This window comes from Thalassolituus hydrocarboniclasticus (assembly GCF_025345565.1).
Classification (GTDB): Bacteria; Pseudomonadota; Gammaproteobacteria; order Pseudomonadales; family Oceanobacteraceae; genus Venatoribacter; species Venatoribacter hydrocarboniclasticus.
Genome location: NZ_CP054475.1, coordinates 3377707 through 3393873 on the forward strand (window position 1 = coordinate 3377707; position 16167 = coordinate 3393873).

The 16167-nt window shown below is 52.0% G+C and carries 14 protein-coding genes; 9 read left to right on the top strand and 5 right to left on the bottom strand.

Going from position 1 to position 16167, the window contains the following annotated elements:
• Positions 1-56 precede the first annotated feature (56 nt).
• On the bottom strand, positions 57-1349 hold the full coding sequence (gene eno / locus HUF19_RS15120; protein ID WP_225692990.1) for a phosphopyruvate hydratase: 1293 nt from the start codon (positions 1347-1349) through the stop codon (positions 57-59).
• A 41-nt stretch (positions 1350-1390) separates the two neighbouring features.
• Positions 1391-3019, bottom strand: a complete 1629-nt coding sequence (pyrG, locus tag HUF19_RS15125) for a CTP synthase (RefSeq protein WP_260997393.1) — start codon at positions 3017-3019, stop codon at positions 1391-1393.
• A 180-nt stretch (positions 3020-3199) separates the two neighbouring features.
• Here pyrG and HUF19_RS15130 point away from each other — a divergent pair, with 180 nt between their 5' ends.
• The 5 genes from HUF19_RS15130 to HUF19_RS15150 all read left to right on the top strand — a co-directional run bounded on the left by HUF19_RS15130 (position 3200) and on the right by HUF19_RS15150 (position 7862).
• Positions 3200-3328, top strand: coding sequence for a hypothetical protein (locus HUF19_RS15130; protein ID WP_260997394.1), 129 nt, complete (start codon positions 3200-3202; stop codon positions 3326-3328).
• 110 nt (positions 3329-3438) lie between these two features.
• A complete protein-coding gene (locus tag HUF19_RS15135; protein WP_260997395.1) occupies positions 3439-4374 on the top strand; it encodes a DMT family transporter in 936 nt (311 codons plus the stop codon).
• A gap of 271 nt (positions 4375-4645) precedes the next feature.
• A complete protein-coding gene (locus tag HUF19_RS15140) occupies positions 4646-6607 on the top strand; it encodes a S8 family serine peptidase (protein ID WP_260997396.1) in 1962 nt (653 codons plus the stop codon).
• 12 nt (positions 6608-6619) lie between these two features.
• Positions 6620-7129, top strand: coding sequence for a serine protease external chaperone (locus HUF19_RS15145; protein ID WP_260997397.1), 510 nt, complete (start codon positions 6620-6622; stop codon positions 7127-7129).
• Between the two features lie 292 nt (positions 7130-7421).
• On the top strand, positions 7422-7862 hold the full coding sequence (locus HUF19_RS15150) for a CZB domain-containing protein (protein WP_260997398.1): 441 nt from the start codon (positions 7422-7424) through the stop codon (positions 7860-7862).
• A 114-nt stretch (positions 7863-7976) separates the two neighbouring features.
• Here the strand turns inward: HUF19_RS15150 and HUF19_RS15155 are convergent, their stop codons facing one another.
• Positions 7977-8864, bottom strand: a complete 888-nt coding sequence (locus HUF19_RS15155; protein ID WP_270049427.1) for a LysR family transcriptional regulator ArgP — start codon at positions 8862-8864, stop codon at positions 7977-7979.
• Between the two features lie 100 nt (positions 8865-8964).
• Here HUF19_RS15155 and HUF19_RS15160 point away from each other — a divergent pair, with 100 nt between their 5' ends.
• On the top strand, positions 8965-9597 hold the full coding sequence (locus tag HUF19_RS15160; RefSeq protein WP_260997399.1) for a LysE/ArgO family amino acid transporter: 633 nt from the start codon (positions 8965-8967) through the stop codon (positions 9595-9597).
• Positions 9598-9619: 22 nt separating this feature from the next.
• Positions 9620-9847 (top strand): hypothetical protein, encoded by a 228-nt coding sequence (locus HUF19_RS15165; protein WP_260997400.1) that lies wholly within the window; start codon positions 9620-9622, stop codon positions 9845-9847.
• Between the two features lie 273 nt (positions 9848-10120).
• Here the strand turns inward: HUF19_RS15165 and HUF19_RS15170 are convergent, their stop codons facing one another.
• On the bottom strand, positions 10121-10603 hold the full coding sequence (locus tag HUF19_RS15170) for a hypothetical protein (RefSeq protein WP_260997401.1): 483 nt from the start codon (positions 10601-10603) through the stop codon (positions 10121-10123).
• A gap of 533 nt (positions 10604-11136) precedes the next feature.
• Between HUF19_RS15170 and HUF19_RS15175 the strand changes: the two genes are divergently transcribed.
• Both HUF19_RS15175 and HUF19_RS15180 read left to right on the top strand, forming a co-directional pair.
• On the top strand, positions 11137-12765 hold the full coding sequence (locus tag HUF19_RS15175; RefSeq protein ID WP_260997402.1) for an NAD(P)/FAD-dependent oxidoreductase: 1629 nt from the start codon (positions 11137-11139) through the stop codon (positions 12763-12765).
• Between the two features lie 4 nt (positions 12766-12769).
• The gene (locus HUF19_RS15180) at positions 12770-13516 is read left to right on the top strand and encodes a TrmH family RNA methyltransferase (RefSeq protein ID WP_260997403.1); all 747 of its coding nucleotides are present in this window, start codon (positions 12770-12772) and stop codon (positions 13514-13516) included.
• A gap of 57 nt (positions 13517-13573) precedes the next feature.
• On the opposite strand, the gene HUF19_RS15185 is transcribed toward HUF19_RS15180, so the two are convergent.
• Positions 13574-15907: a M48 family metallopeptidase gene (locus tag HUF19_RS15185; protein WP_260997404.1), complete on the bottom strand. Its 2334-nt coding sequence runs from the start codon at positions 15905-15907 to the stop codon at positions 13574-13576.
• Between the last annotated feature and the right edge of the window lie 260 nt (positions 15908-16167).

Here is a 16167-nt window from a genome sequence, read left to right on the forward strand (position 1 = left end):
GGCTCTTCATTAACAAAAAACGGGCAATTAAGCCCGTTTTTTGTGTTCAGCCAGTATTACTGACCTTTGATCTCAGAGCGACCTTTGTACGGTGCTTTGGCACCCAGTTGCTCTTCGATACGCAGCAGACGGTTGTACTTGGACACACGGTCTGAACGGCACAGGGAACCGGTTTTGATCTGACCCGCCGCAGTACCTACCGCCAGATCGGCGATGGTGCTGTCTTCGGTTTCACCGGAACGGTGAGAGATCACAGCGGTGTAGCCTGCATCTTTCGCCATTTTGATAGCGTCCAGAGTTTCAGACAGAGAACCGATCTGGTTGAACTTGATCAGGATGGAGTTACCAATGCCCTTCTCAATACCTTCTGCCAGAATCTTGGTGTTGGTTACGAACAGATCGTCACCCACCAGCTGCACTTTGGCACCCAGTTTTTCAGTCTGGTATTTCCAGCCAGCCCAGTCAGATTCGTCCTGACCATCTTCGATAGAAACGATCGGGTACTGGTCGCACAGTTCAGCCAGGTAGTCAGAGAAACCTTCGGAGGTGAAGACTTTGCCTTCGCCCTTCAGGTCGTATTTGCCGTCTTTGTAGAATTCAGAAGAGGCACAGTCCAGCGCCAGAGTCACGTTGTTGCCCAGCTCGTAACCGGCAGCAGAAACGGCTTCTTTAATCGCAGCCAGTGCATCGGCGTTAGAGGCCAGATTTGGTGCGAAACCACCTTCGTCACCCACGGCGGTGTTCAGGCCCTGAGAAGACAGTACTTTTTTCAGCGCGTGGAAGATTTCGGCACCGCAACGCAGCGCTTCAGCAAAAGACGGCGCGCCAACCGGCTGCACCATAAATTCCTGAATGTCGACGTTGTTATCGGCGTGCTCACCACCGTTGATGATGTTCATCATCGGTACCGGCATAGAGTAAACGCCCGGAGTACCGTTGATATCAGCAATGTGAACGTACAGTTCAACGCCTTTGGCCGCAGCAGCCGCTTTGGCAGCCGCCAGAGAAACCGCCAGAATGGCGTTGGCGCCCAGTACAGACTTGTTGTCAGTACCGTCCAGCTCCAGCATTTTGTTGTCCAGCGCACGCTGGTCCAGCGCATCCATACCAACCAGAGCAGGCTTGATGGTGTTGTTTACGTTGGCAACGGCTTTCAGTACGCCTTTGCCCAGGTAACGGCTTTTGTCGCCATCACGCAGTTCCAGTGCTTCGCGGGTACCGGTAGAAGCGCCGCTTGGTGCACAGGCTGTACCGAAAAAACCGCCTTCCAGGATAACGTCCGCTTCAATGGTCGGGTTACCGCGGGAGTCCAGCACTTCACGTGCTTTGATATCAACAATCTTTGCCATAGTTGGTTGTCTCCAGAAAACAGAGGCTTTCTATTTTTAAATTAATGGGAATCTTTGTAATCAAACGCCGCAGCGATAAAGGCCGAAAACAGGCCGTGTCCATCACGCGGAGTCGAGGTAAATTCTGGGTGGAACTGACAACCCACAAACCATGGGTGATCCGGTACTTCCACAACTTCGACCAGCTCGCCATCAACGGAACGACCAGCAATACGCAGACCGGCTTTTTCCAGTTCCGGCACCAGTGAAGAGTTCACTTCGTAACGGTGACGGTGGCGCTCAACAATCAGTTCTTTACCGTAGGCTTTGGCGGTGGTTGTTTCCGGAGTCAGCACACATTCCTGACCGCCCAGACGCATGGTGCCGCCGAGGTCAGAATCTTCGCTGCGGGTTTCAACATTACCGGAAGCGTCCTGCCATTCAGTGATCAGACCAACCACCGGATGTTTGGTATCGTTGCTGAACTCGGTTGACTGTGCATCGTCCCAGCCCACCACGTTACGGGCGAATTCAATAACCGCCACCTGCATACCCAGACAGATACCCAGGTATGGGATTTTGTTTTCACGGGCGTACTGCACCGTGCGGATTTTGCCTTCAACGCCACGGTTACCAAAACCACCCGGCACCAGAATCGCATCAACACCTGCCAGAACATCAACGCCTTTACGCTCAACGTCTTCGGCATCGATATAACGGATGTTTACTTTGGCCTTGTGGTGGATACCGGCGTGATCGATGGCTTCGATCAATGACTTATAGGCATCCAGCAGGTCCATGTACTTACCGACCATGGCGATGGTGACGGTTTTTTCCGGGTTCAGCTTGGCATCAGCCACGGCATCCCACTCGGACAGGTCTGCTTCGCCACAGGTCAGGTCAAATTTTTCCACAATCAGATCATCCAGGCCGGCGTCGTGCAGCATGCGTGGGATCTTGTAGATAGTATCGGCGTCTTCCAGCGGAATAACGGCACGCTCTTCAACATTGGTGAACAGTGCAATCTTGCGCAGTGCAGAGGCGTCGATCTTATGGTCGGAGCGGCAGATCAGTACATCCGGCTGCAGACCGATGGTGCGCATTTCTTTAACAGAATGCTGAGTCGGCTTGGTTTTCGTCTCGCCCGCGGTAGCGATGTACGGAACCAGAGTCAGGTGCAGTGACAGAGCGCGCTTGGAGCCCAGCTCGACTTTCATCTGACGCACAGCTTCAAGGAATGGCTGGGATTCGATATCACCAACGGTGCCACCGATTTCCACCAGCGCCACATCAGAACCTTCAGCGCCTTCGAGTACACGGCGTTTGATTTCGTCAGTGATGTGCGGAATCACCTGCACGGTACCGCCCAGATAATCACCGCGACGCTCTTTCGCCAGCACATCGGTGTAAATACGACCGGTAGTGAAGTTATTGCGGCGGGACATGGTGGTACGGATAAAACGTTCGTAGTGGCCCAGATCGAGGTCAGTTTCCGCACCATCGTTGGTTACGAAGACTTCGCCGTGCTGGAACGGGCTCATAGTGCCCGGATCGACGTTGATGTACGGGTCCAGCTTGAGCATGGTGACCTTAAGGCCACGGGCTTCCAAAATGGCAGCCAGAGATGCAGAAGCGATGCCTTTCCCCAATGAAGAAACAACACCACCTGTGACGAAGATAAATCGTGTCATAGAAGGTCCGCGAGACAGAAATGGATACAAAACGGAAGGCACAGAACCTTCGCTCAAGATGGGGGGGCAGAATACCAGAAGAGGCTATCCGGGTAAAATCAAAAGGCGCTTTCCAGCAGCCATTTTTCTCTGTTAGTCTGACATCTTACAAAGAGTTACCGGAACTGACCGGAATTTATCATGACAACAACCCGCTACGCTTTCCGCAGCCAACAGATGAACAACCATCTGTCCGCCGTCTCCACTACCCTGAACATGGGTAAACAGTGGTGGCTATCTGCCTGCGCGGCCGTCGGGTTAACAGTCTGATTTTAAACTGATTTACCCACCGGCTGCGGATCTCCGTCGCCGGGAAGCCCCTTATACAAGCCCCCCCTCCGACCCAGACCGCAGCCTCTTTTACCATCAGGGAGAGACCCATGGCTGCCACCGAGCCCGCCACACCCATACCGGCATCAACAACCGGCACAGACACAACACCAGCACGCTTCGGCCTGATGCTGGCACTGTGTGCGGCATTTCTGTTTTCGACCAAGCCCATCATCATCAAATGGCTGTACGACCTGGGCATGACCGCACTGCCATTAATGTGGCTGCGTATGATGCTGGCGATGCCGGTCTATGTTGTTGTCGGCTGGCTGGCCTGGAAACGTCTGCCGCTGAAACCAACTGCGCTGCAGCTGTTAAAAGCCGCCGGCATTGGCCTGCTCGGCTACTGGCTGGCGTCTTATCTGGATTTGCGCGGGCTCGAATATGTCAGCGCCCAGCTTGAGCGGCTGATGCTGTACGCCTATCCGACGCTGGTGATTATTCTCGGCGCGTTATTTTTTGGTCAGACCTTTCAGCGCCATCATATTGTTGCGCTGATTCTGACCTACATTGGCCTGATACTGGTGTACGGACAGGATCTGCAGTTTGCCACCGACCATATCGCCACCACCAAAGGCACTTTGCTGATACTCGCCAGCGCCCTGTCGTTCTCGCTGTATATTCTGTTCAGCAAAAACGCCATCGGCAAGATGGGCAGCCTGTTGTTTACCAGTATTGCGATGGGATCGGCAGCGCTGGCCACCATGCTGCATTACGGCATCAGCTATGGCGTCAGCCTGCCGGAAATGGACAGCAGCCGCTGGTTAGGCACCATTGTACTGGCCATATTCGCCACCGTGTTACCTTCGTTTTTAGTCAGCGAAGCGATTAAACGCATCGGCCCGGCGAAAACCAGCGTCAGCGGTACCATCGGCCCGGTGGCCACCACGCTGATGGCGATTATTTTTCTTGGCGAACCCTTTGGCTGGCTGACCGCCGCCGGTATGGCGCTGGTGATGTTGGGTGTCAGCCGGCTACAGCGTTGACAGGCATGCCGTATAAATAACAGCAGGAAGCGTTATTTATGCGGCCACTGGCATAACACGACAAATACCCATTTAATTTGCGACTCAATTGACAAATTACAAAAAAACGCTTGCGTCGCTGAGTCAGATTTGCAAAATCGCCCGTTCTCAAAATTTACCAAGGATTGACATGAGAACGGACGCCCTTCTTTCTGCAATTTCCCTTTCTGTTTTATTAACTGCCTGCAGTGGCGGTGGCGGCGGCGGCGGTATAAACAATGCAGCCCCAACCATGTCGCCTGCCAGTTTTACCAGTTATGACAGCCAAACACTGAACGGAACCATCGTCGCTAACGATATCGATGGCGACAGTCTGACATTCTCTGTCCCGGCAGGTCAGATATTACCAAGCAAGGTGACTTTTAATCTCAACCCTAACGGCAGTTTCAGCTACCGGAACAGAACCACCAGCAATGCCGTGGTTAATATCGTTGTTGCCGTCAGTGATGGGGCTCTGAGCACACAGGCAACCCTGAGCTTTACCACTCTGACCGACCCTCTGCTGACCCAGCAATGGCATCTGAAAAACACCGGGCAATCTGCATTTTCTGCCAGCAGCGGAACGACAGGTCACGATATTAATATCGGTACATTGCATATCGATGGCGCAACAGGTAACGGCGTCAAAGTTGCCGTTGTGGATTCCGGCCTGGAAATTGGCCACGAAGACCTGAGCGCTAACGTTCTGCCCGGCCGTTCTTACGATTACGTCAATGGCGATACCGACCCGACCCCCGCCGATAATGGTGGTGACCACGGTACCTCTGTCGCTGGTTTAATTGCTGCCAAAGGCTTCAATAATATTGGCGGACGCGGTGTTGCCCCCAACGCCAGCCTGCTGGGCTTTAACTGGCTGGAAACGCAGAATTTTGTTGAATGGCAACAAAACCATGGTGGCGATCAGACCGACGACGTACTGATTGTTAACCAAAGCTATGGTGCCGATATTGCCGGACCTCAAACCTTCTTTGATAGTTGGAATAACGCTGCAGAGTCTCATCTGAAAACGGTTCAGAGCACCAATAACGCTGGTAAAGGGATTGTGATGCTGAAGTCGGCGGGTAATTCCTTTACCGATATCAGTACTGATATGACCATTTTAGGCTTCGCAATTGATGCCATCGCGTCAGAGTATATCTTTAATAACACAGCACCACGCCTGAGTGCTCATATTACTGGAGCTGAGCCTGAGTCCTCCAGCTTCTATCAGACCGTTATTTCCGCAGTGAATGCTAACGCTGCTGATCCTCTGGCGTCTTACTCAAGCATTGGTGCCTCTGTATGGGTTTCTGCCCCGGGCGGCGAGTATGGTACAAGTGCGCCAGCAATGATTACTACCGATCTCACCGGTTGCAACCGTGGTTATGCAAAAACCGGCGAGAGCGGCTTTGACGGCAACGCCAACAGCAATAACAACAACTGTAACTACACCTCAACCTTTAATGGCACATCATCAGCAGCGCCAGTAGCTTCTGGTGTGGCGGCATTGATTCTGGAAGCCAACAGCAACCTGAGCTGGCGCGATGTCCGTCATATTATGGCAACTACCGCGAAGAAAATTGACGCTGGTTTTACCCCGATTGAAGTCACTAATGGTGCAGAGACTTTTATTGCCGAGCCGGGCTGGCTGACCAATGATGCCGGTTACCATTTCCATAACTGGTATGGCTTCGGCATGGTTGATGCGACCGCAGCCGTTGCTATGGCTAAGAATCCATCTTACGTTGCACTGCCTGCTGTCAGCGAAACGGCTTTTATCGCTCCGGCCGATACCAGTGCTGTTACTATCCCTGAGGGTAATACCGGTGCCAGCAAAACCATCAGTGTCAGCAATAATCTGACCGTTGAAGCGGTACAGATTAAAATCAGTGCAGCCCATGGCCGTGATGCTGATCTGGCGATTGAACTGACCTCTCCTGCCGGTACGAAATCCATGGTTCTGCAACCGCGCAGTCTGCTGGTGATGGATCAGGATGACAGTGCGACCGCTGACTTTAATGATACCGTGCTGTTGTCCAATGCTTTCTACGGTGAAAACTCACAGGGTACCTGGACAGTTAAAGTTACAGATACCAACAACGGTGACTTCAGATTCTATGTTCACCGGATCAACGAAGACGACTGGGTGTATTATGATTCACCGAATAGCTCCGGCACCCTGAACAGCGTATCCCTGCGTATTTACGGACACTGATTTAAGGAAGATATGATGAAGAATATGATTAAAAATGCAGTATTCGCTACCCTTGCGCTTACCTGCACAGCACAGGCTGAAGTAAAAACCCAGTTTCTGGCGATGAGCAAAACCCCTGCGCCGCTGACAGAAAAAACCAGCACATCTCAGACTCAGGACAACAGCAACCTGAAAGCAGATACCAGCATTGTGGTTGAGAGCGCTGGCCAGCGTTTCTCACCACTGGTATCAACGGTCAATCCAATGAGCAGCGGACAAAAAACCGGCTTATATAAAGGCCAGTTAATGCAGGCCGAAAACAAACGCACCACCGGAAAAATTACCGGTGCAATCATGGTAAAAACCACGGCGGAAACGCTGAATGTTAAAGGTGCCAGCGAAACCCGCTTTGGCAGTGAATACATTCTTCTGAGTTTTGATGATGCAACAGAACTGCTGACAACTCTGGAGCAGCTGAAAAACCGCAGCGATGTGGAGTCAGCCGAACTGGAAGTCAACACCAAGCGCTACGTTCCGAAATAATACAACCAGTCAGGTTCTGATCCGGTTGTATTTATTTCTTAGCGCCCGATGATCTTCATCGGGCGTTTTGTATTTAAAGAGCTGGTTCAACTGGTGAATTATCTCTGGGTTTATACAACCATTCTTACCTGTGATTTCACGTCACGCCCACACTCATGTTACAGCTAAGAATTGCGACGTATTGCCAATAAAACACAGCACCGGCGACAGAAATATTCTTAACGATTCTGATAATCGCAGATTCGGATTTGACGAGAGTCAACAATAACGACAAGCCGATCAGGAGAAACCAATGAACAAAAACGAAACGCTCCAGCAACTGCGCCAGGCGCGCACCGGCCACCTCCGCTGGCAGGCTCATGCCCAATCGATTCTGTCTGCGCCCAACCACCTCGATAACATCAGCGAGAAAGCCCCGATGAATCACACCGATTGCCAGTTCGGGCAGTGGTACTTCGGGCAGATGGAGGCGCTGAAACACATCCCGGGTTATCAGCAGATTGATCCGCTGCATGAACGGCTGCATCAGCTTTACCGGGAAATTTTCGACATTATGCTGGAGAAAAAGTCGGGTACATTCAACTGGCTCTTTGGCAGTGATGCCCGCCATCGCCAGCGCTGCATCGACAAAGCACGCCCGGTCATGGATCAGCTGAGCGCCACCTCAAAAGAACTGCTTGCCGCGATTGATGAGCTGCAGAAAACCATCGAGCAAATGCCGGAACCGGCATAACCCGTGGCACGTACACATGGCCGTCATTGACGGCCAGAAACTGTTGCTACCTGCACACAGTGTGAAATATAACCGCTTAATTTTAACCGCAGCGGGAGTTGAACTGGCTTAACTTTAATGTTTAAGCGGCAGTAAAATCTTTTCCGCCTCCGCCACCACGGCGCTGCGTAAGCTTTTCAGTAATGAGCTTTCGGTCTGCCAGTAGTGCCAGTACAAGGGCACATCCAGATGATAGCCCGGCACCACATCGCGTAGTTCGCCCGACTTAATATGCTCCGCCACCTGTACCTGCGGAATCATGCCATAGCCTATTCCGGCCAGCGCCATACGCACAAAACCACCGGATGATGGACATTGATGCGTGCGCTGTGGTTCAGCATGCTCAGGTGAAACACTCTGCAGGAAACGATGTTGCAAACGGTCATCGCCGCTGAAGATTAAACAGGGTACCTGGGCAATATGTTGTTGATTTCGTTTCAGCTGATGGCGCTGGATAAACTCAGGGCTCGCCAGCGCACGATACCGCATCACCCCAAGGGGTTGACTCAGACCGCCATTCACCGGAGCCGCTGTGGCACAAATGCAGGCCATCACCTCACCGTTACGCATGCGTTTAAGACCGACATCCTGATCTTCAACAACAAAATCAAAATCCATCTGCACATAATCATCGCAGCGCAATAATGCGGGTGCCAGCCAGGTATCCAGCGTATCGGCATTCACCGCCAGCCGGATTTTTACCGACTCTGCGCTTTCCTGTGGCAGCAACAGTCCCTGCTCCAGCTGCTGCACCTGCTGCAGATGGTTGGTCAGGCGCTGGCCAAGATCGGTCAGCCTTGGTGGCGATGTGCGCAACAATACCGGCTGCCCCAGCCGGAATTCCAGCTGGCGGATACGCTGGCTCACTGCCGACTGGCTGACATTCAGCCGCTGCGCCGCCCGCTCAAAACCACGGCATTCAAGTACGGCCACCAAAGCTTCCAGAGCACGATAATCCATCATAAGATCACCTTATATCTCATAAGATTTATTACTTGGACTGATAATAAGCAAAAGCCTATTGTGCGCGCCATCACTTTATAAAAGCTTTCGGGAAACCATCGTGGAACACCTGCCCACCTACCTGACTTCAATACTGACCGGTTTTGCCGTAACCATGGGCTTAATTGTTGCCATCGGTGCGCAGAATGCCTGGGTGCTGAATAAATGCCTGCGCAATGAAAACCCGCGCGCAGTCGCAGCCGTCTGTATCAGTCTGGATACGTTACTGATTTTTACCGGCGTGTTTTTTATGCACTATGTGCAGGATCTGGTACCGGCACTGGTACCATTATTTACCTGGTTTGCCGTCGGCCTTTTGCTGTGGCTGGCCCTGCAGGCGTTTATCCGGGCATGGGGAAATCAGGGTGGAGCCTTAGTCGCCGCCGGAGCAGCCAGCACAGAAAGCGCCTGGCGCAGCGCCGGTCAGGCGATGCTTATTTCGCTGATTAATCCGCATGTCTATCTGGATACCGTCGTATTAATCGGCAGCGTAGGGGCTCGTCAGGAATTACCGCTGCTGTTTGCAGTCGGCGCATCTTTTGCGTCTTTTCTGTGGTTTTCGACACTGGTGCTGGGGGCAAAAAAATTACGGACTCACCTGAGCTCGCCGCAACAATGGCGGATATTCGACAGCGTGATTGGTGTTGTGATGTTGCTGGTTGCAGGCTCACTGGCCAGCCATCAGTTTGGATAAGGACTGTAAATATTCCAGCTTAATGACCAGCTTTTGTCACGACGATAAACGTGGCTACATTCCATCCGAAAGTACAAAAATGCTGGAGCAACCGGGAATCAACGAAGATCAGTGGCTGACCATGACGCGACAGTTCGAACAGTGCTTCAGTACCTTCGCGGGCAATGAACATCAGCTGCGCTATGCCTGTGAAAAGCTGGATTATCAACGACCGTCTGGACTAAACCGGTGCAAAGCAGCGCTTGGTTAATAAGAAAGCGCAACCACGCCATAAACACGCGCATAAATCAGGTATAGCCTGAGTTTTTTCGTTTCCGACATTCATCAAAACACTCAAACCCTTCCGACTTAGTCAACCAATAAACTTTAGTAAGCTCATTATTTTAAGCAGCCGCTTCCTCCAATTAGCTCCTATTAGTTCTACTAAGGTGGGTGTCCTATTAGTTTTTATCCTATTAGTTCTACTAAGGTGGGTGTTCTACTAAGGTGGGGGTCCTATTAGTCACTGAACATCTGAACCATCCTACCTACCAATCTTAAACAAAACAGCGTACGGAAGATCGGTCCCCACCATATCAGGCTCAGAAAAAAAGAATATGTAATTTTTAGTCTCAATTTTTTTATAAATAAATGTTCCATCATCTACACGATAGGATGCAGACTCCAGAACATGTTCATTTAAGTTTCCTTTAAAATAATCAATCAATCCCGCATATGTTGGTGAAATAACACCTGGAAAAACTCCATCTAAATCACCAATAACTTCAGGATAACAATCATTACAATCCTGATTGATAGCACGCATAGCAGCACTATCAGAAGATGCCCGCAAATACGAACGAATAAAGCAACCGCCGTCAGATACCGCACCGCCAAGTACAAGATAGTACCCCTCACAATAATGATAAATATTTCTTGATATAAATTTATCATTATCAACAGCTGGAATAACACTACTCAATAAGTCGCGAAACTTTATATTCCCCAATTCTGTGCAGTTAGTCATCGTGGCCACCTCGATATTTCAGAACGAACCCTACCATTATTAAGAGTACTAATAGGACACCCACCCTAACATATCCTTCTTATTGCTCAATATTTGAGCATCAACTACCTTGTAATTTCATCTTTCGGATGGAGTTCCGTCATGCCCAAAATCGCAAGCAACAAATCGCAGTAGAAGCCACACTTTACTATCCCTGCGTTTCCCGCTGCGTACGTCGCGCCTTTCTTTGTGGTCATGATCAGGTTAGCGGTGAAAACTACGAACATCGCCGTGGTTGGCTGGAACCTAAGCTTCTTGAGCTGCCACAGATATTCGCCATCCAGAATCCATTTACGTCCCGAAGGATACAGATCAACATAACGTCAATCCGAAGCCTGCATAGCCTCACGGCCAAACCAACCACCTGAAAGTCACTCTCTGTAGTGCCTCGTCAGTATCTCTGCCAATAGGCCAATGCCTGCACATCGGTTAGAATGGCGCCATATTTATCTTCTGCCCCTAACCTCTGCCGGAGTCACCGGCCAGGAAGTCTTATGATCCGTATTACCGAACTTGCCCTGCCCCTCGATCACCCGCAGGAAGCGCTGCGCGCTGCCATCCTTGAACGCCTGAACATTCAGGATGCCGACCTGCTGAACTTCACGGTGTTTAAACGCAGCTACGATGCGCGTAAGAAAAACACCGAGATCAAATTTGTTTACATCATTGATCTGGAAGCACGCAACGAAGACCAGCTGCTGGCGCGCTTTGAAAAAGACGTGCATATCCGCCCGGCGCCGGATACCAACTACTACCCGGTCGGCCATGCCCCGGAAGGTCTGAGCGAGCGTCCGGTGATTATCGGTTTCGGTCCCTGTGGTCTGTTTGCCGCGTTAACGCTGGCGCAGATGGGCTTTAAACCGATTGTGCTGGAACGTGGTAAAGAAGTACGCCAGCGTACCAAAGACACCTGGGCACTGTGGCGCAAGAAAACCCTGACGCCGGAATCCAACGTGCAGTTCGGCGAAGGCGGTGCCGGTCTGTTTTCCGACGGCAAGCTTTACAGCCAGATCAAAGATCCGAAATTTTACGGCCGCAAAGTCATGCACGAATTTGTCCGTGCCGGTGCGCCGGAAGAAATCATGTACGTCAGCAAGCCGCATATCGGTACCTTCCGTTTAACCGGGGTGGTATCGACCATGCGCGAAGAAATTAAAAAACTCGGTGGCGAAGTGCGCTTTGAAAGCAAGGTCACTGAAATTCTGCGTAGCGCAGATGGCCAGACCGAAGGCGTTGTCCTGGCCGATGGTGAAGTAATTAACAGCCGTCATGTGGTGCTGGCGCTGGGTCACAGCTCGCGTGATACCTTCCGTATGCTGCATAAAAAAGGCGTGTACGTCGAAGCCAAACCTTTTGCTGTGGGCTTCCGTATTGAGCATCCGCAATCGTTAATCGACCATGCCCGCTTAGGTAAATACGCCGGTCACCCGGAACTGGGCGCCGCTGATTATAAGCTGGTGTACCACGCTAAAAATGGCCGTGCGGTGTATTCATTCTGCATGTGCCCCGGCGGTACTGTGGTTGCTGCCACATCCGAGCCGGGCCGTGTGGTTACCAATGGTATGAGCCAGTATTCCCGTAACGAGCGTAATGCCAACTCCGGTATTGTGGTCGGTATTAATCCGGAGCAGGATTTCCCCGGCGGTCCATTAGCCGGGGTTGAGCTGCAGGAAAAACTGGAAGAAAAAGCCTACGAACTGGGTGGCAGCGATTATTGCGCACCGGGCCAGCTGGTCGGTGATTTTATTCGCGGTAAAGATTCCAGCGAATTCGGTGAGGTTGAGCCGTCGTATAAACCCGGCGTTAAACTCGGCAGCCTGTATCCGTCACTGCCTTCCTATGTGATTGAAGCCATCCGCGAAGCTCTGCCGGAATTCGGCAAACAGATCCGTGGCTTTGACCGCGACGATGCGATTTTAACCGGCATCGAAACCCGCACCTCATCGCCGGTCCGTATCGCCCGCGACCGCGATTCCCTGCAGAGTGTGAATACCAAAGGTTTGTACCCGGCCGGTGAAGGCGCAGGTTACGCCGGTGGTATTTTATCCGCCGGTGTCGATGGTATTAAAGTCGCCGAAGCGGTGGCACTGGATATGATCGCCCAGGCCGGAAAACAGGGCTGAAGCCATGAAAGTTGATGACGTTAAAAAACTGCAGCACAGAAAATACCGTGAAGAACTGCACCACTTTTTAGTGGAAGGTGAGCACCTGATTCTGGAGCTGCAGAAAGCAGCGGCGACCCAGCCACATCTGGCCCAGTCGCAGCTGTTTATTACCGAGCAATATCAGGACTGGGTGGCGGAGAATATCAGCCTGAACCTGCGCACTACAGTCGTTGGTCATAAAGCCATGAGCCAGATGTCCGACACCAAAAGTCCGCAGGGCATTATTGCCGCCGTACCTTTTGCTCCGGTTCAGGCAAGCAACCTGCAGCCTGCCAAAAACGAACGCGCCATTTATTTATATGAAATTCAGGACCCGGGCAATTTAGGGACGATTTTGCGCACCCTCGCCTGGTTTGGTGGTTTCCGTTGTCTGCTCAGCGCCAACAGTGTTGATCCCTACAACCCTAAGGTTGTGCGTTCCAGTATGGGCGCGATTTTCCACGTCGTGCTGGAGCAGTATGTGGCGCTCGAAGTAGTGGCCGAACGTTATACCCGCATTGCCTGTCTCGATATGCAGGGCAAGGCGTTAAGCGACAGCGGTTTTAAAGAGTTTGATTGCTATGTATTCGGCAACGAAGCCCGCGGTGTGCCGCGTGAACAGCTTGAAGCCATGCAGGCTCAGCCGTTTACCATTAACGGCAGCGGCGCTATTGAATCGCTGAATTTAGCCTCAGCAGTGAATATGTGCGTGTATGAACTGGTGCGCTGAATCAGCTTAACCGCTGTTTATGTTGGCCAGAGAATATCTGGCCAACATACAACAGGCCTACGCGGTCAGCAGACCACCATAAATAGTCCCGCCAACAATGGCTCCGGCCACCAGCAAACGCGCCAGCGATGGCATCACGCCATGGGCCAGCTGAAAACGGTTCCATAAATCCAGCTTACGCTGCAGCTGATGTTCAGACCCCGGCAACAGCACCGGATAATAACCGGCCAGACCACCGGCTTTAGGAGCCTGCAGCGTATTATCCACCGCTTCCGGTTGCTGCACCGACTGCGCCAGATAGCGCTCGGTCACAATGATATCTTCCAGCAATAAACCGCTCATATGTTCCAGTAAAGCGGCAATGCCACCCATGCGTTCATAAGCCGCCGGACACCACTCGTTCCAGTTCTTTTTATCGACATCGGGTAAGCCCAGTTGCGGGTTCTGTTCCTGCCAGTTTTCCACGCCCAGTGCTTCCACCAGCTTATCGGTCAGCTGCATATTAAACAGTGCGGCAGACACTTCGGTCATACAATCCTGTACCGCACGGGCAACATTGAGCATGCGGCGTTTTTCAAAAAAGCCGATCTGACCATCGGCGGTAATCACCGCCCAGGTATTGCCCAGCAAGGCCTGTTCATTGCGCACCACCGCCGCCAGATGCTCACAGGAATGCAGCAGGCTAAGCAGCCCATGCAGATAAGCTTCCCAGCCACGGCCAAGTTCGGCAGCGGCCTGCAGATGCGCGCGGTGACAACTGGCATCGTGTTCCTTTAACACCTTCGTCAGTTCCGCACGCTCCAGTGACAACTGCTCCAGAATCTCTGGAATATCGGCTTTCTGCAGTTCTTCGCCGCGGTGGCGGATCACGCCGCCGGAAGGTTTCAGATCACCATCCTGCAGGGCTTTTAACGTGCTGATTTCACTTTCCAGACTGCGCGCGGCGGCCAGCTGTTCTTTTAATTCCAGCGGGTAAACCTTGCTCAGAGACTGAACTGCCGTGGCCTGAATGCTGCCACTTTCCAGTAACTCAGCCAGCGAAGAAAAATTACGCATCACATCGCGATTCAGATAATTGCCACGATATTGCGGATCTAACGAGCTGTGCGAAAAGTGCTTCATTACCGCATCATCTTCTGCCACCGCTTCCAGCTCATCCTGTTTTTCAGCGTTATAAAAACTGCTGCTGATTTGCGCACGCAAAACATCCGGCTCGGCAAAAATTTCCCAGGCGCTGCGCGGATCAATGTCTGCTGCAATATAGCGTGCCTTGGCATTATCTTCGCGGTCACGGTTAGCCGGGTGTGTTGCCCACATTTGTGGTGGACGCGCCATCGACTCGGTAAACACCCGGTGGCTGGCAGCGTTTTCCGGATTATCCACCGGTGCAGGTACACCATACTGCGGATCGTCGAGCACTTTGCGCATGGCTTCCATGGTAATTTTCTGGGCGTTGAATAAATCGCTTAAGCGCTTACCGGAACCAGCCTCAGTCTGAGCAACATTCAGCGCGGTCTGCCAGGCCTGATCGGCCGCCTGCAACTTATGCAACGCATTAATTAAAGCATCGCTGCCGGTTACGGAGACCGCCACCAGATCGGCGTTAAATTCCATTTCGCGGCTGAGCGCGCGCTCGGCCATAATCACCAGACGAAACATAGTGTCGACTACCGCGCGGATCGACCAGATAATCAGCGACAACAACCAGCCCAGCCAGGCAATACGCAGATCGGTACGACCCAACCCACGTACCAGATTATCCAGCCAGTCACGGGTGGCCAGCATATGGCCAATAATCTGCTGTGCGATATACACCCAGCGCCCTACCAGCATAGAACGCTGGGCAAAATGGCCAAACTCATGGGCCAGCACTGCTTTTAATTCACCCAGCGTTAATACGTTCACCAGCCCCAGGCCGATGATCAGATTCTTTTTCGACGGGAAAATCAGGTTCAGCAACGACAGGTCATAAAAAACCGCGGCATTAACCTCTGGTGTCAGAAATACCCGGTGCGGGCGTGGCGCGCCGATCTCATCGGCCAGACGATAGATAAAAGCAAATAATTGTGGCTGATCCTGTTCGGTTATTTCAATCCCCTGCGGGTCACCGGATTTACGTACCGCAAACAGTGATTTACCGATAAATAAGGTGAGCAGACCGGCACAGATAGTAATCGTCAGCCGCAGCAGGTCAAAACCCCAGTCCTGCAGATGCACAACGCCATTAAAGGTAATCACCGCAAAGCAAACACCCAGGGCGATATACCCCAGCATAAACAGCATCAGGCCTGCCATCGCCAGCCAGGCCTGACGCTGATAGGAACCGCGGGGTTTGGTCAGATCCGCCGGCACCTGCTCTGGGCCTGCCGGGTAAAGTGCGGGTGTTTCCATTAAAAACCTCCTTGTTAAACGTGCCATATGGCGAAGATGAAGCAGCCTGAAGTAAGCCCGCCTCCGATATTGAGCGGGATATTATCAGCAGAGGCCAAAAATCAACAAGAAAGGCGGGCCGGTTTTGTGGCCGCAGTAGCAAAAGAGAAAAATAACGGCGGGGAAAAACAAAAACGGGAGGCAAGCCTCCCGTTTTATCAGCGTTCAGAATGTACTGATTCACCTGGCTCCCACGCTCTGCGTAGTAGCCCTTGCTGGCA